Below are 20662 nucleotides of genomic sequence, written 5' to 3'. Positions count from 1 at the left end.
TTAGGACCTCTTTTCCAAAATTTTTTCAATCATTGCATCCAGTGTTTGTTGGCGTGCTAAACTGCTTTCATAGCCATATGACTTCAATGTTCGATAGGTTTGCTGACCAATTGTAAACATCTGATCAAATGTACTATGAGGATAGGTGTCAAACAATGCCCGAACTGCCGAAGCACTTGCAAAGGTAATAGCATCGACTTGATGTGTTTCTAATAGTTCATATACTTTTTGAACATTTTCTTGATGTGCAACAGTATTATAAAGATCTACCTTGGTCACATGATAGCCTCGTGCTGACAATGTTTGTGCTAACTTAGGACGTGCTTTTGCACTGGAAGGGATCAAAATACGTGCATGTTGTTCTGCCTCAAATCGCTCTAAAAACCCTTCTTGTGAATAATCATCCGGTATAAAGTCAACTGCTATGCCATGTTTTTCACAATAGGCTTGTGTCTTTTCCCCTATCACAGCAATATACTTCACATCCACATAAGGATAATATGGCAAAAAGTATGCCACTGCATTTTTAGATGAAAAAATGAGCCAATCATATGATATATCTAAAACTGCTCTTTCTAACGGATAACCTATTGTTGCTACAAGCGGCAAATGCACGATATCTACCGCCCTATGCTGAAATGCGTGTGTTTGCGTCATCAGAACGGTCGGCTTCATCACCAAATCACCTCATATTTAAGATTCATTCAACGATTGAATCACTTCGTAAGCGCCTTGCTGTTTTAAAATCTCGCTCACTTCTTTACCAATAGCAATAGGATCCTGACCCACTGCTGTATGCTGAAATCTTTGCTGACCGTCTGGGGACATAATAAGACCCGTAAAACGAATATGTCGCTGGTCATCTATGATAGCGTGACCCCCTATCGGCACTTGACAGCTCCCATCCATTTCTTTTAAAAATGTGCGCTCTGCTGTTACACACGCTTCAACATCGGCGTTATGTACTTTCGATAGAAGTGCTAATAATTCTTGATCATCTGCACGGCACTCTATTCCCAATGCACCTTGTCCAATAGCTGGAATAATCGAACCATCATCTAAATAACTTGTAACGATATCATCTGACCATCCCATACGTTTCAATCCTGCAGCTGCCAAAATAATCGCATCATAATTTTCTGTTTGCAACTTTTTGAGACGTGTATCAATATTGCCTCGAATCCACTTGATCTCCAAATGCGGATAATACGATAATAACTGTGCACCACGTCTTAAAGAACTTGTTCCGACAATACTACCTGCTGGTAAATCTTTCAATGCAATATGGTTTTTAGCAATATAGGCATCATATGGGTTTTCTCGATCTGGGATACAACCGAGTGTCAGCCCCTCGGGAAGTACACTTGGCACATCTTTCAACGAATGAATAGCCATATCAATGTCTTTACTAAACAATTCGTTTTGAATTTCTTTGACAAAGAGTCCTTTTCCTCCCACTTTAGAAAGTTGACGATCAACAATTTGATCACCTTTAGTAACAATCTCTTTAATTTCAACCTCTAAACCCGGGTGAACTGCTTTAAGACGTTCAATAAACTGCTTACTTTGTGTTAATGCCAACTGACTTCTCCTAGAGCCTACTACAAGTTTTCGCATGTAACAAACCTCCAATATAATATATCAAATACCTGTCCATTGATGAAAAGATGAGAGCTGTGTAATCACAATAAGATTAATCATACAACACAAAAACAACATGATATTAATATAGATTAAACTTCGTTGCTTGCACAATTTGCTCATTCGTAATACAAGGTAACAAGTATAACTCATAAAAATAAATAATGATGAAATGACCTTCAAGTCAAGAAAAATATGTGTACCGACAGAAATAAGTCCCCACTGTACACCTAATATGAGACTGACGAATAATATAATCTCTCCTACAAGCGTACAATAAAAAACCGTTTTCTCTAATGTGCCTACACTACTCATTCTAAAATAATTTTGATTAAAACGCTTTAATTTCAAATTACGATACTGAACTAAATATAAAATTGCATTGACAAAACCAATTGCAAAAATAACATAACTGAGTAATGCAAGCGAAATATGGAACACGAGCAATTCATTAATGACTGTTACCCTTGCACCATCCATACGAAATTGAGATGGGTGAAATGTATGGATAGACATAAAGATAAAGCCCAGCATCGTCAATAATACAACCATCATATCTGACATACGACATACTGCTAGAACAAATGTAATCGTCAATATCAACCATGTCAGCATATAAAAACTTTCAACAATAGATGTTAACGGTAATTGCCCACGCCATAACACATACATAGTTAAAGAGATTGTTTGACATACCCAAACAATCCCCAATACATAAAACCCGATATTTTGAAGCCGATAATTTTTTTGAAATAAATCAATGGTTAAACAAATCACACAGATTAAATATATCAATAAAATTACTTCATGAAATTTGATAAAAAACGCTTCTATCATAGGCATCACCCATTTTTTAAGATTCAAAACCTAGTAGACGCTGCTTTAAGATACGCTGCTTTTTCTCGATTGCTTGTTGTTGATAATCCATCTCTACATCAAGGTCAAATATCGCTTGGAATAATTGTAATTTTTCTGTTGCTTGATGGTCGCCACTTATCTCTTTCGCTTGTTTGATCGGTTGTTTCAACATCTGGTTAATAATACTTTTCGTATGCTTAGAAACAACACTTCGCTCTCTATCAGACAAATGCGGTAACTTGCGATCGATACTTGCCATTGTCTCTTGCTGGATAGCCATCGCTTGTTCACGTAACGCACGTATCACAGGCACGACACCAAGCATGCGCACCCAATCATTATGCTTCTGAATTTCTGACGGAATACGTTCAGCAATGGCTTCGGCTGCACGTTGACGCTCTTTCATATTCGCATCTACCAAACCTTTTAAATCATCAACGTCGTAAATAAAGACTTCCATATCTGTCGATTCAAACGGCTCAATATCTCTTGGAACAGCAATATCAACAAGCACGATAGGTGTGTTTTTCTTTACAACAGCTTGACGCATGGCCAACATATCTTTCGTGATAATAAAACTGTCAGCACTTGTTGAACTAATCACAATATCGACTTGTGATAACAACTGTGCCAAATGGGACATTGTTGCAACTTGGACATCATGTTTTTGTGCTAATAACTCAGCACGAGATGTCGTACGATTGATCACTGTAATATCAGATACGCCTGCACCTTTAAGATTTAGAACCGATAGCTCACCCATTTCACCTGCACCAATAACAAGCGCACGTTTTTTATTAAGTTTGCCAAACATTTTTTTCGCCAGCTCAACCGCTGCATAAGAAACACTTACTGCATGATCTGCAATGTCTGTTTCATGATGTGCTTTTTTACTAAACGTAATCGCTTGTTTAAATAATTCATTAAAGATGGTTCCTGTTGTTTCGGCTTTTTGTGCCGTAAAAAAGGCATCACGGATTTGACCTAAAATCTGTGTTTCACCTAACACGATAGAGTCTAACCCCGAAGTCACTCTAAATAAATGTGCAATAGCATCGTCACCATAAGTAATATCTGTAATTGCTTTAATCTCATCTAACTCAAAATTAAATTGTCTTGCTAAAAAACGCTGAATATAATAGCGACCCGTGTGAATTTGATCAACAACTGCATAGACTTCTGTTCTGTTACAGGTTGATAAAATGACGTTTTCTAAAATCGATTTTGTTTCAAATAACGCTTCATGTACACGAATCATGTCTGTATCCTTAAATGTGAGCTTTTCACGCAATGTGACATCTGCTGTACGATGGTTAATACTCACTGCAATAAAATACATGATAACGTCCCCCTATAAACTACAATAGTTACATTATAACACAGAACATCTCTATTCAAATTCCTTTAAAAAGAGTTTAGAATGATAATGCTTCTTAATGTTCATATTTTAGTCAAAAATATCTATTGTTCAGATGCTGTTCCGATGGCACGCTGAATGCTTTCCCATATAAGTGGTTGTTTATTTTTAGAGAGTGATGAGTAACTGATAATCTGATCATGACGATCTAAATCGAGTGTTTCTTTAATCACTTTAATATGTTTTTGAACCTTGCCTTTGGGTACTTTGTCTTCTTTTGTCGCGATAATCAATGTTGGGATTTCAAAGTGTTTTAAATAGTCATACATTAAAATGTCATCTTCTGTGGGTGGATGCCTTAAATCAACAAGCTGAATCACAAGTTTTAAAGCTTCACGCGTCGTCAAATAGGTTTCAATCATTTTTCCGAATGCCTCACGCTGTTTCTTACTTACTTTGGCATAGCCATAACCCGGAACATCTACAAATATCAATTGCTCATCAATATTATAAAAATTGAGTGTTTGTGTTTTTCCCGGCTGCTGTGAAGTTCTCGCCATATTTTTTCGACCAATCATGCTATTGATAAATGTTGATTTACCAACATTCGAGCGCCCACTTAACGCCACTTCAGGCAATCCCATCTCCGGATATTGCTCTTGCTTTACTGCACTGATTAATAATTCGACATGATTTGCATTAATTTTCATAGCATTACTCCTTTATGTGTGTATTTTATATTAACGACCAAAAGGCTCAAGACGTGCATGAATACACACTCTCAAGCCTTTATTCCATCATACTATGCTGATGTTTTTGTATTATTAAGCAATTGTCCTTCTGCATCATAGAGTTCTGGTGCAGTTTCATTTGTAATCGTATCTTTGGTAATGACTACTTTGGTAACATCTTCTGTTGATGGTATATCGAACATAATATCAATTAAAGCTTCTTCAATTATCGAACGCAATCCACGAGCGCCCGTCTTACGTTCGATTGCTTTCTCACTGATTGCTGCGAGTGCATCATCTGTAAATTCTAAAGCGACATCATCCAGTTCAAGCATTTTTGCATATTGTTTGACTAATGCATTTTTAGGTTGTGTCAAAATATTTTTTAGCGCTTCGACATCTAACGTCTCTAAGTTTGCAACAATCGGAACACGGCCGATAAACTCAGGAATCAAGCCATATGTTTGCAAATCTTCTGGACGAATATGCTCTAATAAGCTAGCTTCATCATAATTTGACACTTCGTTGCTTGCAAAACCAATAACCTTTTCACCTAAGCGACGTTTAATCACTTCATCAATACCATCAAAAGCGCCACCTAAAATAAATAAGATGTTTGTTGTATCGATTTGAATGAATTCTTGGTTTGGATGCTTACGCCCACCTTGTGGCGGTACGCTTGCAGTTGTGCCTTCAAGAATTTTTAGTAAGGCTTGCTGAACACCTTCACCCGATACATCTCTTGTAATAGATGTATTCTCTGACTTACGTGCAATCTTATCAATCTCATCAACATAGATAATCCCTTTTTCAGCTTTATCAATATCAAAATCCGCCGCTTGAATAAGACGTAATAAAATATTTTCTACGTCCTCGCCTACATAGCCTGCTTCAGTTAAGCTTGTCGCATCTGCTATTGCGAATGGAACATTCAACGTACGTGCTAGTGTTTGTGCTAAAAGTGTTTTACCACTGCCCGTTGGCCCGATTAAAGCCACATTACTCTTTTGTAATTCAACATCGTCTTCATTAGGCCCTAGTTGCTGAATACGTTTGTAATGGTTATAAACAGCAACAGCCAGTGATTTCTTAGCTTTTTCTTGACCGATAACATAATTATCCAACTGTGCCATAATTTCTTTTGGTGTTGGTAACTCTGTCAGTTCTTCTGCCTCTGTTTGATTGAGTTCTTCTTCAACGATTTCGGAACACAATTCAATACATTCATTACAAATGTAAACACCACTACCTGCAACGAGTTTTTTCACTTGGTCTTGATCCTTACCGCAGAAAGAACATTTTAAGTTTTCTTCGTCTTCATTGAATTTAAACATATTATCTTAACACCCCTGTCCTTTACGACTATACTAGAAAGCATTTTATTACGCAAACCTTTACGCTTTCAAGTTATTTGCATAAAACGAACGAAAGCGGGACAGAAATCTATTCTTGCAATAAGATTTCGTTGTCCCGCCATAGCAAGTAGTATTGGCTTGAAACGACTCACTATATCATCTACATCTAAGTAACAAACCTTTGTCTTCTTGCTTACATTGCTTTATTGAAGTTAAATGATAGCTCAAATAGAAGTAGGACAAAAATCACCAGTGAATGCGCACACTTTTAGTATGCTATGTGATTGTTATGTCCTAGCCTCTTATTATATTATGCTTCTGAATCTTCTTTTGCAGGTGCATCAACTAACTTTGCTTCACCTACTAATAAATCAATGACTTTTCTAACACGTATGTCATTTTTGATTAGATCGCTATTACCCAAAGTTTTCTTGATATCTTCAACAGAAATACCAAACTGTTCGCTCATTTTCGCTAATTCACTGTCTACATCTTCTTCTGTCGCTTCGATATGCTCTGCTTGCGCAATCGCTTCTAATGTTAAGTTTGTTTTAACACGTTGTTCTGCGTCATCTTTCATTTGCTCGCGCATATCTTCTTCAGTTTGACCTGAAATTTCAAAGTATGTTTTCAAGTCTAAACCTTGTTGTTGCATATTTTGCGCAAACTCTTGAATCATGCGATCTTGTTCAGTTTTAATCATCGCTTCTGGAATATCCACTGTTGCATTATCAGCAGCTTTGATGACTGCTTCTTCTTTTTGTGCATTTTCGACATCCGTTTTTTTAGATTCTTCTAATTGTTTACGCACATTTGTTTTATATGCTGCTACATCTTCAGCGTCAGCATCTAATTCACTCGCTAGCTCATCATCTAATACAGGAACTTCTTTTACTTTGATTTCGTTGATTTTCACTTTAAAAGTTGCTGGTTTACCTGCTAATTCAGCAGCATGGTATTCTTCTGGGAAAGTCACTTCTACGTCTTTTTCCTCTTCAACTTTTAAGCCTACTAATTGATCTTCAAAACCTGGAATAAATGAACCTGAACCGATTTCTAAATCGTAGCCTTCAGCTTGTCCACCTTCAAATTGTTCTCCATCCACATAACCATCAAAGTCAAGGTTAACAACATCGCCTTGTTGTACTTCGCCATCTTCTTTAACGACCATATCAGCCATCTCTTCAAGACGTTGGTTGATTGTGTCTTCTACCATGTCATCTGTCACTGTAACATCTTGCTTTTCAATTTCTAATCCTTTGTAATCACCAAGTGTTACTTCTGGTTCTACTGTTACAGTTGCTTCGAAGATGAAATCTTTACCTTTTTCTAATTGCTTAATGTCAATTTCAGGCTGTGCAACAGGTTTAATACCTGTTTCATCGATTGCATTGCTGTATGCAGGTTGTAATAAAATATCAAGTGCATCTTGGTATAAGCTCTCTACACCAAAACGTTGTTCAAAAATCGGACGAGGTACTTTACCTTTACGGAAGCCCGGAACATTAATATTTTTAACTACTTTTTTGAAAGCTTGATCTAAAGCTTTGTTTACTTCTTTAGCAGGTACAGTTACTTCAAGTAACCCTTCATTACCTTCTTTTTTTTCCCATGTCGCTGTCATGTATAAAAACCTCCATGATATCCATTTTTAAAATTTTTCAACTTCTTTATTATAACATAGCTAAGTTTTGTTTCAAATAGACTAGGCTATGTATTTAACATTTTAATCCATTCTAAAAGTCTTTTGTCGCCTTTATGCGATACGGGGAGCCCCATCATCTCTTGAAAATACATCTGATAAGTGTACACCCATGTTTCATCATTTGCCATCTTCGTAACATCTACTGGATAGATGACGATATTATGTGTATTCAAATGCACATACGCCTCTTGAACCATCGAAGGCATCTCTGACTCTAACCATGTTATGATTTGAGGCACAATACTTTCTTTAAAATGTGTTTGCTCAACACCGGGTAATGCTTCGGGTACAATCGTATGTGTCTGGTCAAACTGCTGAAACTGAATGTTTTGATTGTAACCAGCAAAACGCAAATATTCAAGCATTAAACTTTGTAATGTTGCGCCAATCTCTTCATATTGCATTAAATATGCAATGGTGTCAGCAAATTGATACATACTCTCATCAATTAATGATAATATCAGCTCCGTTTGTACTGACAATGATAATTGATGAAAACGTTGGAGCTGCTGGCTTATATCTTCTTTACGCACATTCAACTGTTCTTGTGCTTGATCTTTGATCGGCAGTAATAGTAGGCGCGTCTGATGTGTCTTTACATGATTAAGTACTTGTTCTATAACTGTTACTACAGCTTGATATTGTGAGAGCGCATAAAGACTCTTCACGTAATAAATCATAAGCTCATCGTAAGGTTGATACCCTTGAAGGAGCAAAATATGTGTTTCCTCTTTTAACTCTAAATATGATTCTAACGCCCATAATACGTGACATTTTTTAAGTGCAAGTATTTCACTCAGTTCGAAGTGTTTTTCATAGGCATTAAACAAATCATATGCTGTTTCATATTGTTCATTGTACATCGCTTCATCAATATCATTGATTAACTTTTGTTGCATCTTAGGAAATCGAATCACTTCCGACATTATGCTCACCTATTTCAACTTTTCTAATATAAGCGCACTCCAAGATTCAAATTGTGTCAAGTCTTCAATAGCATCCACTGCACGCCATTCGATCGCCAGTGTATCTGTTTCACGCACTTCTACTTGATCGGTATGTACGCGAATTTTGAACACAACACCAATATGAACACGACCTACTTCATTCGTATCATCATTAATAAAACCTAGATGTTCTAAGTATTGATCATCATTAAGCGTTAATCCAACTTCTTCAGATAATTCACGTGAGGCGTTATCAATCATCACATCCATGATTGAACGTGCATCGGGTACATCATTCATATGACCACCAACACCGATAGATCCCAAGCCATGTAAACGTGCTTCCCCTCCACCAGTTAGACGTTGATATACTAAAATCTCTCCGCGTTCATTTTCAAGAATGCAATATGAAATAAGTTGTTTATACGCTGGATCTTCTTCCATATCGCCACGACGTTTCACTTCATACTGATCTAGTACATTCAACATCTCTACACTTTTCACATGATCTTGTGATATAAAACCGTTAAATGCTCGTTTTTCATCGTCAAACAACTTTACTCTTTCAACAACTGTAATAAGTTCATCAAATTTAGACATAATCTACTCCTTCATTATTCTGCTACGTCTATCCTACCAAAGCTGACATATAAGCGCTACACATACCTTTTGCTATATCGCCTTTCTCAGTCTTATTTCAGACATTATCTGCCATTTAGAGTAGTTTGTGACTCTATCACAAAAGGTAGACAACCAAAAGAAAAGAGTTGGCCGTCTATTACTAAACAAACCAACTCTTTATTCATTGTTATTTTAAAGCTGCTTTTGCTTTATTCACTAACTCAGCAAACGCTTTTTCATCTGAAATCGCAATCTCAGAAAGCATTTTACGGTTGATGTCAATACCTGCTAATTTTAAACCATTCATTAAACGTGAATAACTTAAATCATGTTGACGTGCAGCTGCATTAATACGTGTAATCCATAATTTACGGAAGTCACGTTTTCTTTGACGACGGTCACGGAATGAATATTGACCTGATTTCATAACTTGTTGTTTTGCAACTTTATATAAAGTACTTTTTGAACCGAAGTAACCTTTAGCTAATTTGATTGTCTTTTTACGACGCGCTCTTGTTACTGTTCCACCTTTTACACGTGGCATAATAAATTCCTCCTCATTATCTCTTTATACGCATGATTGCGTATCTCGCTCTTTTATAGTCGAATCATTAATTGTATGATTATTTAACGTATGTTAATAATTGTCTTACGCGTTTTGCATCACTTTTAGATACTAAAGCTGCTTTACGAAGTTTGCGTTTTTGTTTTGTTGATTTATTAGCAAACAAGTGTGAAGTGTAAGCTCTAGAACGTTTTAATTTACCATTTCCAGTTCTTTTAACACGTTTCGCTGCTCCGCGGTGAGTTTTCATTTTAGGCATGATTAATTTCCTCCTATATCTCGTCTTTATTTTTCATTTATTGGCGCCAACATAAGAAACATCTGACGGCCTTCCATTTTAGGTTTTTGCTCAACAGTTGCAATATCTTTACACTCGTCGGCAAAATTTTCTAAAACACGTTGACCGATCTCTTTATGTGTAATGGCACGCCCTCTGAAACGAATAGAAACTTTAACTTTATCACCTTTTGTTAAAAACTTACGTCCGTTTTTCAACTTAGTATTGAAGTCATGTTCTTCAATCGTTGGACTCAGACGAATTTCTTTAACATTGATCACTTTTTGTTTTTTCTTCATTTCTTTTTCTTTTTTCTGTTGCTCGAACTTATATTTTCCATAATCCATAATACGAGCGACAGGTGGCTTGGCATTTGGTGCTACGACTACAACATCTAAACCGAGTCGATCTGCCATCTCCAATGCCTCTTGTTTAGATTTGATACCTAGCTGGTCACCATTTTGACCGATAACACGTAGCTCTCTAGCGCGAATCTTTTCGTTTACTTGCGTTTGATCCTTAGCTATGGTTGACACCTCCAAAAATTTTACGAATGGTCCAAGCACGAAAAGAAGCGAGGGTTTAATCCCCCGCTTCTAACGTTAACATGAACATAACTCACATGTTTATATCGTTAACCTGCCAACTGCTTTGTGCGTCGCTACAGGTGAGAAGCGGGTTGCTTCTACTTGGTCCGTTTCGTATTCAACAGATATAATCATACCAAGTCATTTATAATTAGTCAACATATTTATGAAAGTTTTTTTCGTCCATCGTTATATCTTGATCAAGGTTCACTTTTTCTAATGGAATCATTTTTGTTCTATATTTTATTTTATGATATAAGAAGAAAAATAAGAATACTGGAATACCCATGTATGTGATAAAAAAGCGATTTAAATCAAAATCTCCACTTTGAATAAAATCTACATCTTGCCCAATAATGACAACAATACATAAAATCAATGCCAAGACTGGACCAAATGGGAACCATTTTGCCTGATATTTCAATTTAGAAACATCATAGTTTTGTACTGCAAAAGCTTTGCGAAAACGATAGTGACTGATTGCAATACCTAACCAAGCAATAAATCCTGTCAAACCACTCGCTGCCACAATATATTCGTAAGCATTGCCACTAATATGTTGGACAATAAAAATTAAAATCACAACTGCAGCAGTCGTTAACATCGAAATCAGTGGCGTTCCATTACGGTTTGTCTTACTGAATGATCGCGCTGCCAAACCATCTTTCCCCATTGAATACAACATACGTGTACTCGCATACATACCTGAGTTGCCTGCTGAGAGTACAGAAGTCAAAATAACAGCATTCATAAATGAGGCAGCAAACGCTAAACCAGCGTTTTTAAATACTAATGTAAATGGTGATGTTGCAATATCATCACCGCCACCCATTAACGCTGAATGATCATAAGGGATTAACATACCGATAATAAAAATAGCTAAAATGTAAAACAGTAAAATACGCCAGAAGACTTGTTTAATCGCTTTGGGTACTGCACGTTCTGGGTTTTCTGACTCACCTGCTGTAATCCCTACAAGCTCTGTACCTTGGAAAGAGAAACCAGCAATTAAGAAAACACCGAAAATAACAAGTAAGCTGCCACCCATGCTATCACCTAAAATAGGTGCATCTCCTTTTGTAAAGACATCAAAACCAACTGCTTGTCCACCCATAATCCCTACAATCGTCAATAATCCTACAATAATGAAAATGATAACTGTGGCAACTTTGATAAAGGCAAACCAATACTCGCTCTCACCATAAACTTGGACAGATAATGCGTTTAAGCTAAAGATGATCACCATAAAAATACAGCTCCATGCCCAAGGTGGTAAAAATTGCATCGGCTCCCAGTAGCCAATGACTTGAGCTGCAATTGTGACATCGGCTGCTACCGTAATCACCCAGTTAAACCAATAATTCCAACCTAATGCAAATCCGAGTGAAGGATCTACAAAGCGTGTAGCATAAGTACTAAAAGAACCTGTGACCGGCAAATATGTCGCCATTTCGCCTAAAGATGTCATTAAGAAAAACACCATAATACCAATAATCGAGTAGCCGAGCAATGCCCCCAGTGGACCCGCATCGTGAATGGCACCTCCTGATGTCATAAATAAACCTGTTCCAATTGCACCACCAATCGCAATCATCGAGATATGACGATCTTTCAAATGACGTTGTACACTATTTTGTGTTTGTGTCGTATTGTTACTCATATTGTCTTCCTTTCTTTTATATTAGAGGAGATGCTCATAAAACAAAACTAAGGTTGCATCCCTATGATGCAACCTTAGCTCTATCTAAAATGAATAGTAGCGCATCACGTGTGTGACAGTCTAGCTCCTTTCGAAAACTAGCCCAACGAAATAAAACGATGGCTTTATTTCATTTCGGCATTTTCACCTTTTACTCGTTCAACATATGCACCATCATTGCTTCTGACGAGTGACTCATTGAAAATGCAACCTCTAACTAAATTGTTTATTAAATTAATTAAACATCAGTATACCTTATTTACGTACAAATCACAAGACTATCTTTGTTTTTTTAGTCGAATTTCATCTACTAAACGCCAAACAAAGTCTTCTGCATCTACTGTTTCTTGGTCTTTCGAACCATATTGTCGAACATTCACTTCATGGTTTTCTACTTCTTTATCACCTACAACGAGCTGATAAGGTATTTTTTTCATTTGTGCTTCTCGAATTTTGTAACCCATTTTTTCATTTCGATCATCAATATTCACACGTACGCCTTGTGATTTTAATGTATCATGGATTTGACGAGCATAGTCATAATGCAAATCAACATTAACTGGAATAATTTCTACTTGTTGTGGTGCTAGCCATGTTGGAAATGCACCTTTTGTTTCTTCTGTTAAAAATGCAACGAAGCGTTCCATTGTTGATACAACACCACGATGAATAACAACAGGCTGATGTTGTTCACCGTCTTGACCGATATATGTTAATTCAAATTTTTTCGGTAGTAAGAAGTCCAGTTGTGCTGTCGATAATGTTTCCTCTTTACCCATAGCCGTTTTAACTTGGACATCTAGTTTTGGACCGTAGAATGCCGCTTCACCTAATGCTTCTTCATATTCCAGACCAAACTCATCTACAGCCTCTTTTAGCATTGTTTCTGCTTTATTCCACATATCATCGTCATCAAAATATTTTTCTTTATCTTCTGGATCACGGTAACTCAAACGGAATTTATAGTCTTTAAAGCCAAAGTCTTCATAAACGTTTAAAATCATCTCAATCACGCGTTTGAACTCATCTTTGATTTGATCAGGTCTTACAAAAATATGTGCATCATTCAATGTCATCCCACGTACACGTTGTAATCCTGATACTGCTCCACTTGCTTCATAACGATGCATTGTACCAAGCTCAGCAATACGAATTGGCAATTCACGGTAAGAGTGTGGTTTATTAGCATAGACCATCATATGATGTGGACAGTTCATCGGACGTAATACCATCGCTTCATCAGCATCTAACTGCATCGCTGGGAACATATCATCTTGGTAGTGGTCCCAGTGACCAGATGTTTTATATAATTCTACATTTGCTAATACAGGTGTATACACATGGTCGTAGCCTAGTGCCACCTCTTTATCTACAATATAACGTTCGATTTCGCGACGAATTGTCGCACCGTTCGGCAACCATAATGGTAAACCTGCACCGACAAGTTGATTGTTTGTAAACAGCTCTAAATCTTTACCAATACGACGATGGTCACGCTCTTTACGCTCTTCTAACATTTTCAAGTGTGCTTTTAAGTCTTTTTTATCAAAGAATGCTGTACCGTAAATACGTTGAAGCATTTTGTTATTGCTATCTCCACGCCAATACGCACCTGCCGTAGATAACAATTTAAATTCTTTAATTTTAGCAGTCGAAGGTACATGAACGCCTCGACATAAGTCTGTAAACTCACCTTGTGTATACAATGTTACAAGTTCATCTTCTGGTATGGCATCAATCAGTTCTAATTTGTATGGATCATCGCTGAAAAACGCTTTAGCCTCTTCACGTGATACTACTTTACGTTCGATTTTATGATTTTCATCTACAATTTGTTTCATTGTTTTTTCGATTTTTTCAAAGTCATCACTTGAAACTTTGTCTGACATGTCGAAGTCATAGTAAAAACCACCATCAATGACAGGACCTACACCAAACTTCACATCGCCATACAGACGTTTTAATGCTTGTGCCATCAAGTGTGCTGTCGAATGACGCAATACCTCTAGCGCTTCTTCACTACCCGGTGTCACAATTTCAATCTCTCCGTCTACTTCTAATGGTCTTGTTAAATCTACCATTTCATTATTGTATTTACCGGCAACTGCCTTTTTGCGTAAACCGGGACTAATCGACTGTGCAATTTCTTCTGTTGTTATCCCTTTGTCAAACGCCTTTTCATTACCATCTGGGAAACGTACATTAATTTGTGCCATGATTCATCCTCCTAATTGTAAACACGTTAATCATGATGTGATTCGTACAAATACACTCATGCATAGAACTGATAAACAAAAAGACCCCATCCCTATAAAGGGACGAGGTCTTCGTGATACCACCCTAAGTTCGCCACAGTCCGACTGTGACATCTCTACATAAGATAACGGTCTTGAGCCGAGTATTTATTACAATACTATTGAAAAGAGGGAGTAATAAACAACTGCATTGATTGCACTCTCATCACCGGCAACTTTCTGTATAATGTCCATTGATTATCGTATCCTCTTCATGATTAACGTTATGAATTTAATACTATTATAACGCTATTTTAATTTTTTTCAATGGTTACGATAATTTTCTCCCTCTAATTGATAAGGTTGAGACAGTGCTTTAATGCGTTCCATAATCCTTTTAGCCTTTGTCCATTCAATCCCATTTTTCGTCCGAGCGATGTGAGACTCTAACTCTTCAAAATTCATATTCGAACTAAAAAATGTAGGCAACTCTTGAATCATACGATAATGCAATACAGGGCCTAACACTTCATCACGTACCCATGGCGTCATATCTTCAGCACCAATATCATCCAATATCAATACTTGCGCTTTGCGAACTTGTTCGATTTTTTTATCTGTACTCCCGTCTTTAAATCCATTCTTTAACGTACGGATAAATTCGGGAACATAGATGATAGTTGTCGGGATACGATGTTCTTTCAGTTCATTGGCAATCGCACCGAGAATAAATGACTTACCTGTTCCAAATGGACCGTGCAAATAAAAACCTTTCACAGACTTGTGCGCAGCAATATCTTCAATCAACGCTTGAAACTGCATCGCAAGATCTAGGCGATTACGTCTATCCAAATAAACATCCTGTAACTTGGCATTCAATGTATCGGGATGCATATGAAATGAAGTGATCATGCTATGTGCCAAGCGTTCCTCATCATGACGAATCTTACACGGGCAAGGCTTATAGCGAATTTTTATACGCTGATTTTCAATGTATAGTTCTGGGATATGTCCTTTGACGAAATTCGGACACGTTTCATACGTATGATGATCTGTATAGTCTTTTTGTTGATCTTTAAATTCCTGTAAAATATTCAGATCATTTTCAATCATCGCATTCGTGACTTCTGATTGATGTTCGAGCAAAAATGCTTTCACATCATCATCTGCAAGCACTTGTTTTTTTATCTTTTCTATTCGTTTGAGTATTGCATCATTATCCCCCATTATTTGGCTGAAAGGTTTCATTCTTCATCACCTACCTCTTTACTTTTTTGTAAACTTTTTAGAAATGCTTCACGATCTCGGGCTAATGCTTCTTGATCTTCTTCTTTTTTCTGGAACTCTTCAGGATGTGTTATCCAGCGTGGCTTTTCTTCATATACAGGTGCCTGTTTATATGTGTATGGTTTACTTTTGGGTTGCTGTTGTTTCTCTCTTTTACGTGTTTCGTTACGTTGAATATCCATCGCTTTCTCATAGGCTGATTTTGCATCATGAATACCGTGCTTCTTCCAACTTGATGCCACTGAATACACATATTTTTCCGGCAAATTTTTATCGAGTTTTTGCATTACATATTGGAGGAGTACATTGATCACCCCAAAACTAAAGCCCTCACGCTGTACGAGTTCTTCAATCATCTTTTTTTGATAGAGCGGTGGTTCAGAGCCACTATATGATGTCAACATGACAACCGGACTCGTATGATCCATCAGCGCAAACCAATCATCCCAACTCGTCACTTCATTCGGCTCCGTATCATTTTCTGTATGATGAGCCGTAGATTGTGGTTTTACAGATTGCAATGCTGGTAACTCTTGATGATTTTCCATCAAGAAGTAGTTTTGTGCCTGTTTACGTAAATCCATGACAGATAAGCTTTGATCGCTATTGATTGACTTCAAGATGAGCGTTTTCATTACATCTGGAGAGAGACGATACAGTGTTGCAAGTTGAACAATCAATGACTTCGTTGGCTCCGACAAAATCGCTTTGCTGATATAATGTGTTTGAAGCATATCTGCCAATAACTCAAAATCAAATGAAACATCTGTTAAGTCGACCCCATCATACACCGCTTCATCTAAACCTTTTTCGGTTGCTTTGGGCTGTTGCTTCGGCACTTTAAACACATCTGTAAATTTTTTAGTCATATCCGCAAACCCTGTAAGATCTACTTCTGGCAATATAAAGTATGACTTCAACTGATGATAGCGCTGTTGTCCGACAACCTGATAAAAATAAATAGACAACAGTGGATCATTGAAAAAATCACGGGCATTCGGCGGTGGGAGTAACTGATAAACAAACTGTGTCACCGTTTCAGAATGTTTGACATACGTACGGACTAAGCCGATACCTTCTAATAAATCGAGATTTTCTCTAATTTGAGCAAGACCCATCTTTAATTCAGACATCATAATATAATGTGTATACTTTTCTTCAAGTGCTGGCTGATTAAACTGACTTAAAAATTGATAAATACCAATCGCCTCTGCACCAATTAAAGGTGTGAAGAGGCGACTTAATATCTCATCATGAATGGCTTGATGATGATATTGGCGTATCACACAAAATCCATCATGTGGACTGACTTGTTTACGATGCAAAGATAAACTCATTATAATTCACTCCGCTTATTCTCTTTCAATATGCCTTGCATGGACTCTAATAATTGGTCTACATCTTTAAATTCTCGATAAACCGATGCAAATCTTACATAGGATACTTGATCCACTTGCATTAATAAATCCATCACATACTCTCCAATATCGCGTGATGAAATTTCTGCAATGCCTGATTCACGCAATTGCCATTCCACCTGATTGGTAATTTCTTCTAATTGTTGCAAACGAACAGGACGCTTCTCACATGAACGCACAAGACCATTTAATATTTTTTCACGATTGAATTGTTCGCGTGTTCCATCTTTTTTCACAACAATCAATGGACTCATCTCAATGTGTTCAAAAGTTGTGAAACGCGTGCCACATTGGTCACATTCACGTCTTCTTCGGATGGCATTCGTATCTTCTACGTGTCTTGAGTCAACAACACGAGATTGTGTATGGTTACATTTTGGACATTTCACGACTTTGTCACCTTCTCAGCAATCATTTTGTTTCATTATACTATAAAACAACGCTATAACAAAAGTGAGGCATCATCTTGGAGAGACGATACTGACCTCTTTTTATTTTATAAACAACACTTTAGTTGACATAATATTGTTATAGTTTTTATATTCTATGATAAGAAATGCCCTAGATTCATGCGATAATATAAAGAAAGCGCTGAACCACATACACAGTGATCCAGCGCTTTAAATAAATATTGATTAGATTTCTTTTGCGATCAGTTGTAAGACATCTACAACACGGTTAGAATAGCCCCATTCGTTGTCATACCATGCCAATACTTTAACTTTATTGTCACCCATAACAATAGTTGATGGTGCGTCAATGATTGCAGAGTGTGGGTTCGTCATAAAGTCATCTGACACAAGTGGTGCATCTACTATTTCAACAACACCATCGAGATCATTTTGACGGAATAATTCGTTCACTTGTTCTTTCGTAACAGATTGCTCTAAATCGACAACAAGATCTACGAGTGACACATTTTTCGTAGGTACACGTAAAGCCATACCGTGTAATTTACCTTGTAATTCAGGTAACACAAGTGCTAGTGCTTTCGCTGCGCCTGTTGATGTTGGGATGATACTCTCAAATGCTGCACGTGCACGACGTAAATCTTTGTGTGGGTTATCTAAGTTGTTTTGATCATTTGTTACAGCATGTACAGTCGTCATTAAACCATTTTTAATACCAAATGCGTCATTTAATAATTTTGCAACAGGTGCTAAGCAGTTTGTCGTACAAGAAGCATTACTAAAGATATCGTATTTTTCAACATCTAAATCTTTGTCGTTTACACCTTTAACAATAGTTTGAACTTCTCCACCTTTAGAAGGCCCCGTTAAAATTACTTTTTTAGCGCCTGCTTTGATATGTGCAATCGCTTTATCCCCGTGATTAAACTTACCTGTCGCCTCAACTACAACATCAATACCTAATGTTTTCCATGGTAAGTTTTCAGGGTTACGGTCTGAAGTCAGTTGAATTTCTTTGCCATCAACTTTAATCCCTTTTTCAGTAGGTTCTACGGTTTGATTAAATAAACCATGTGTTGTGTCATATTTAATCAAATGCGCAATCGTTTCAGGTGGGTAACTTGCATTGATCGCTACCACTTCGATATCCTCTCTATTTAATGCAATGCGCAATACCATACGGCCAATACGACCTAGTCCGTTAATCGCAATCTTTGTCGTCATGTCAAAAAGCACTCCTTAAAAATGTGTTATACTTATATTCAAGAGTATAACATAATTTCCTACAAATGAAACCGTTTTCTAACATAATTTTTAATTATAACATTTAATTAATTTCTATAATATCGATGCTTCCTATATTTCTATTTTACAATGAACATCCTTATTGAAATAAAGATATCCATATTTTACATACTAAAAAGGTAGGACAGCCTCAGCCACCCCACCTATAACGGATAAAATATCTTTATCGATTTACAATCCATTAATATCCTTTTTTCTCAAGCATTTTTTCTACATTTTGTTTTAATTCTAATGTTGTTCCTAAATTATCGATAACGACATCCGCCATTCTGCTCTTTTTATCGATTGAAATCTGACTATATACACGTGCCTTCGCGTCTTCAATCGACAATTCGTTACGTGCCATCAAGCGATCAACTTGGATAGATTCCGACGCATACACAAGCCACACTTCGTCTACTGTATCTTCTAAACCATTTTCGTAGAGCAATGGAATATCCATAATCACATTGTAGCCTTCATTTAAATAAGCATCACGTTCAGCTGCCATAATCTCACGTACTTTAGGATGGATAATCTCATTTAATTGTTGACGTAGTGCATCATCATAAAAAACTTGACTTGCGATATACGCACGATCCATCTCACCTTCATCCGTGATTGCAGCTTCGCCAAAGACTTCTTTGACCTGTTGCAATCCTTCAGAACCCTTTTCAACAGCTTGACGTGCTGCTAAATCTGCATCTACAATTTTAAATCCATGTGCTGTTAATATCTCTGCTACCGTAGATTTTCCAGTAGCAATTCCACCTGTTAATCCAATGACTTTTGGCATAATTTCCCTCTTTCTATTGTTGGCAATGTTCACAATAATGCGTATTTCTACCACCGATGATTGCGGTAGTGATTGCCTGTCCACATACTGAACATTCCTTTTGTTTATACACATTCAGATTATTTTGCATCGTTCCTCGTTGGCCATCTGCATGCACATAATCCGAAATACTCGTTCCTCCATTTACAATACCCATTTCTAAAACTTTCACAACACTTTTGAACACTTTTTGTCGCTGCGCAAGGCTTAAATCTTTTGCCTGCCTCTGTGGATGGATTCCGGCATCAAAAAGTGCCTCACATGCATAAATATTACCACACCCTGCTATGACACGATGATCCAATATCATTTGTTTAATAGGCATCTTCGCATATTTTTTATGTTCAAATTGATTTAAAAAGTGTGCTTCCGCTTCTTGATGAAATGGTTCAGGCGCAATATCCAATATAGATGGATATTCGTCTAACGCGCTCACGTTCCGTATCTCACCAAAACGACGAATATCTGAATAGATCAACTTCAGATCATTATCCAAATGGAAGATAACGTGCCAATGCTTCCGATAGTTCGGTATGATAATATCCGATACTTCACGCGCTACAAAAAAGCCACCTGCCATACCAAGATGTGAAATTAGTGTGCGCTGTATGGTCTCTTGTTCGAGTGAAAACAATAAATATTTACTGCGTCGCACCACATCCGTAATCGTATAACCGATACTATATTGTCGAAACGCTTCGAGCGTGCTCCCTTTAATAATCGTTTCTTTACCTGACGCTTTACCGTCTATGACTTTATCTGAAAAAGTAATATCTATAATTTTTTGCCCTACAATATATGGAACGATACCACGTTTAACATGCTCTACTTCTGGTAATTCTGGCACGTTT

The 20662-nt window shown here is 37.1% G+C and carries 20 protein-coding genes, 1 riboswitch and 1 other annotated feature; all 20 genes read right to left on the bottom strand.

Going from position 1 to position 20662, the window contains the following annotated elements; all coding sequences use genetic code 11:
- Positions 1–675, bottom strand: a complete 675-nt coding sequence (locus tag FGL66_RS04255; RefSeq protein WP_180810474.1) for a uroporphyrinogen-III synthase — start codon at positions 673–675, stop codon at positions 1–3.
- Positions 676–693: 18 nt separating this feature from the next.
- On the bottom strand, positions 694–1617 hold the full coding sequence (hemC, locus tag FGL66_RS04250; protein ID WP_180810350.1) for a hydroxymethylbilane synthase: 924 nt from the start codon (positions 1615–1617) through the stop codon (positions 694–696).
- Between the two features lie 24 nt (positions 1618–1641).
- Entirely contained in the window at positions 1642–2478 is an 837-nt protein-coding gene (locus FGL66_RS04245) for a cytochrome C assembly family protein (RefSeq protein WP_180810349.1), read from the bottom strand.
- A 16-nt stretch (positions 2479–2494) separates the two neighbouring features.
- Positions 2495–3838, bottom strand: coding sequence for a glutamyl-tRNA reductase (gene hemA / locus FGL66_RS04240; RefSeq protein WP_180810348.1), 1344 nt, complete (start codon positions 3836–3838; stop codon positions 2495–2497).
- 122 nt (positions 3839–3960) lie between these two features.
- A complete protein-coding gene (yihA, locus tag FGL66_RS04235; protein ID WP_180810347.1) occupies positions 3961–4566 on the bottom strand; it encodes a ribosome biogenesis GTP-binding protein YihA/YsxC in 606 nt (201 codons plus the stop codon).
- 92 nt (positions 4567–4658) lie between these two features.
- Positions 4659–5921 carry an ATP-dependent Clp protease ATP-binding subunit ClpX gene (clpX, locus tag FGL66_RS04230; RefSeq protein ID WP_180810346.1) on the bottom strand — a complete coding sequence of 421 codons (1263 nt, stop codon included), beginning with the start codon at positions 5919–5921 and terminating at the stop codon, positions 4659–4661.
- A 331-nt stretch (positions 5922–6252) separates the two neighbouring features.
- On the bottom strand, positions 6253–7566 hold the full coding sequence (gene tig / locus FGL66_RS04225) for a trigger factor (protein ID WP_180810345.1): 1314 nt from the start codon (positions 7564–7566) through the stop codon (positions 6253–6255).
- Positions 7567–7652: 86 nt separating this feature from the next.
- On the bottom strand, positions 7653–8573 hold the full coding sequence (locus tag FGL66_RS04220) for a hypothetical protein (protein ID WP_180810344.1): 921 nt from the start codon (positions 8571–8573) through the stop codon (positions 7653–7655).
- 9 nt (positions 8574–8582) lie between these two features.
- The gene (locus tag FGL66_RS04215) at positions 8583–9194 is read right to left on the bottom strand and encodes an NUDIX domain-containing protein (RefSeq protein WP_180810343.1); all 612 of its coding nucleotides are present in this window, start codon (positions 9192–9194) and stop codon (positions 8583–8585) included.
- A 208-nt stretch (positions 9195–9402) separates the two neighbouring features.
- Positions 9403–9759 carry a 50S ribosomal protein L20 gene (rplT, locus tag FGL66_RS04210; protein ID WP_180810342.1) on the bottom strand — a complete coding sequence of 119 codons (357 nt, stop codon included), beginning with the start codon at positions 9757–9759 and terminating at the stop codon, positions 9403–9405.
- A 79-nt stretch (positions 9760–9838) separates the two neighbouring features.
- Positions 9839–10039 carry a 50S ribosomal protein L35 gene (gene rpmI / locus FGL66_RS04205; RefSeq protein ID WP_180810341.1) on the bottom strand — a complete coding sequence of 67 codons (201 nt, stop codon included), beginning with the start codon at positions 10037–10039 and terminating at the stop codon, positions 9839–9841.
- Between the two features lie 26 nt (positions 10040–10065).
- Positions 10066–10593 (bottom strand): translation initiation factor IF-3, encoded by a 528-nt coding sequence (gene infC / locus FGL66_RS04200; RefSeq protein ID WP_180810340.1) that lies wholly within the window; start codon positions 10591–10593, stop codon positions 10066–10068.
- A 24-nt stretch (positions 10594–10617) separates the two neighbouring features.
- Positions 10618–10754, bottom strand: a sequence feature (ribosomal protein L20 leader region).
- Between the two features lie 41 nt (positions 10755–10795).
- Positions 10796–12304: an amino acid permease gene (locus tag FGL66_RS04195; RefSeq protein ID WP_180810339.1), complete on the bottom strand. Its 1509-nt coding sequence runs from the start codon at positions 12302–12304 to the stop codon at positions 10796–10798.
- A gap of 89 nt (positions 12305–12393) precedes the next feature.
- A riboswitch (Lysine riboswitch) is annotated at positions 12394–12567 on the bottom strand.
- Positions 12568–12621: 54 nt separating this feature from the next.
- Entirely contained in the window at positions 12622–14559 is a 1938-nt protein-coding gene (thrS, locus tag FGL66_RS04190; RefSeq protein ID WP_180810338.1) for a threonine--tRNA ligase, read from the bottom strand.
- A 342-nt stretch (positions 14560–14901) separates the two neighbouring features.
- Positions 14902–15825 carry a primosomal protein DnaI gene (gene dnaI, locus FGL66_RS04185; protein WP_180810337.1) on the bottom strand — a complete coding sequence of 308 codons (924 nt, stop codon included), beginning with the start codon at positions 15823–15825 and terminating at the stop codon, positions 14902–14904.
- Positions 15822–17201 carry a replicative helicase loading/DNA remodeling protein DnaB gene (gene dnaB / locus FGL66_RS04180; RefSeq protein WP_180810336.1) on the bottom strand — a complete coding sequence of 460 codons (1380 nt, stop codon included), beginning with the start codon at positions 17199–17201 and terminating at the stop codon, positions 15822–15824. The genes dnaI and dnaB overlap by 4 nt, the downstream gene beginning before the upstream one ends.
- Positions 17201–17671, bottom strand: a complete 471-nt coding sequence (nrdR, locus tag FGL66_RS04175) for a transcriptional regulator NrdR (RefSeq protein WP_180810335.1) — start codon at positions 17669–17671, stop codon at positions 17201–17203. The genes dnaB and nrdR overlap by 1 nt, the downstream gene beginning before the upstream one ends.
- A gap of 246 nt (positions 17672–17917) precedes the next feature.
- Positions 17918–18916 (bottom strand): glyceraldehyde-3-phosphate dehydrogenase, encoded by a 999-nt coding sequence (locus tag FGL66_RS04170; protein WP_180810334.1) that lies wholly within the window; start codon positions 18914–18916, stop codon positions 17918–17920.
- 262 nt (positions 18917–19178) lie between these two features.
- Positions 19179–19772, bottom strand: coding sequence for a dephospho-CoA kinase (coaE, locus tag FGL66_RS04165; protein ID WP_180810333.1), 594 nt, complete (start codon positions 19770–19772; stop codon positions 19179–19181).
- Between the two features lie 13 nt (positions 19773–19785).
- Positions 19786–20658, bottom strand: a complete 873-nt coding sequence (mutM, locus tag FGL66_RS04160; protein WP_180810332.1) for a bifunctional DNA-formamidopyrimidine glycosylase/DNA-(apurinic or apyrimidinic site) lyase — start codon at positions 20656–20658, stop codon at positions 19786–19788.
- Between the last annotated feature and the right edge of the window lie 4 nt (positions 20659–20662).

It is taken from the genome of Staphylococcus sp. 17KM0847 (assembly GCF_013463155.1).
Lineage (GTDB): Bacteria > Bacillota > Bacilli > Staphylococcales > Staphylococcaceae > Staphylococcus.
Note: the sequence above shows the minus strand (reverse complement) of the source record. Positions and strands in the feature narration are given on the sequence as shown.

Excerpts from the sequence above, each read along its gene's own strand:
- dnaI (WP_180810337.1), bottom strand. The coding sequence starts at position 15,825 with ATGAAACCTTTCAGCCAAATAATGGGGGATAATGATGCAATACTCAAA.
- clpX (WP_180810346.1), bottom strand. The coding sequence starts at position 5,921 with ATGTTTAAATTCAATGAAGACGAAGAAAACTTAAAATGTTCTTTCTGC.
- hemC (WP_180810350.1), bottom strand. The coding sequence starts at position 1,617 with ATGCGAAAACTTGTAGTAGGCTCTAGGAGAAGTCAGTTGGCATTAACA.
- dnaB (WP_180810336.1), bottom strand. The coding sequence starts at position 17,201 with ATGAGTTTATCTTTGCATCGTAAACAAGTCAGTCCACATGATGGATTT.
- rplT (WP_180810342.1), bottom strand. The coding sequence starts at position 9,759 with ATGCCACGTGTAAAAGGTGGAACAGTAACAAGAGCGCGTCGTAAAAAG.
- FGL66_RS04195 (WP_180810339.1), bottom strand. The coding sequence starts at position 12,304 with ATGAGTAACAATACGACACAAACACAAAATAGTGTACAACGTCATTTG.
- FGL66_RS04170 (WP_180810334.1), bottom strand. The coding sequence starts at position 18,916 with ATGACGACAAAGATTGCGATTAACGGACTAGGTCGTATTGGCCGTATG.
- FGL66_RS04255 (WP_180810474.1), bottom strand. The coding sequence starts at position 675 with ATGAAGCCGACCGTTCTGATGACGCAAACACACGCATTTCAGCATAGG.
- FGL66_RS04215 (WP_180810343.1), bottom strand. The coding sequence starts at position 9,194 with ATGTCTAAATTTGATGAACTTATTACAGTTGTTGAAAGAGTAAAGTTG.
- tig (WP_180810345.1), bottom strand. The coding sequence starts at position 7,566 with ATGACAGCGACATGGGAAAAAAAAGAAGGTAATGAAGGGTTACTTGAA.
- coaE (WP_180810333.1), bottom strand. The coding sequence starts at position 19,772 with ATGCCAAAAGTCATTGGATTAACAGGTGGAATTGCTACTGGAAAATCT.
- hemA (WP_180810348.1), bottom strand. The coding sequence starts at position 3,838 with ATGTATTTTATTGCAGTGAGTATTAACCATCGTACAGCAGATGTCACA.
- thrS (WP_180810338.1), bottom strand. The coding sequence starts at position 14,559 with ATGGCACAAATTAATGTACGTTTCCCAGATGGTAATGAAAAGGCGTTT.
- FGL66_RS04245 (WP_180810349.1), bottom strand. The coding sequence starts at position 2,478 with ATGATAGAAGCGTTTTTTATCAAATTTCATGAAGTAATTTTATTGATA.
- rpmI (WP_180810341.1), bottom strand. The coding sequence starts at position 10,039 with ATGCCTAAAATGAAAACTCACCGCGGAGCAGCGAAACGTGTTAAAAGA.
- FGL66_RS04220 (WP_180810344.1), bottom strand. The coding sequence starts at position 8,573 with ATGTCGGAAGTGATTCGATTTCCTAAGATGCAACAAAAGTTAATCAAT.
- yihA (WP_180810347.1), bottom strand. The coding sequence starts at position 4,566 with ATGAAAATTAATGCAAATCATGTCGAATTATTAATCAGTGCAGTAAAG.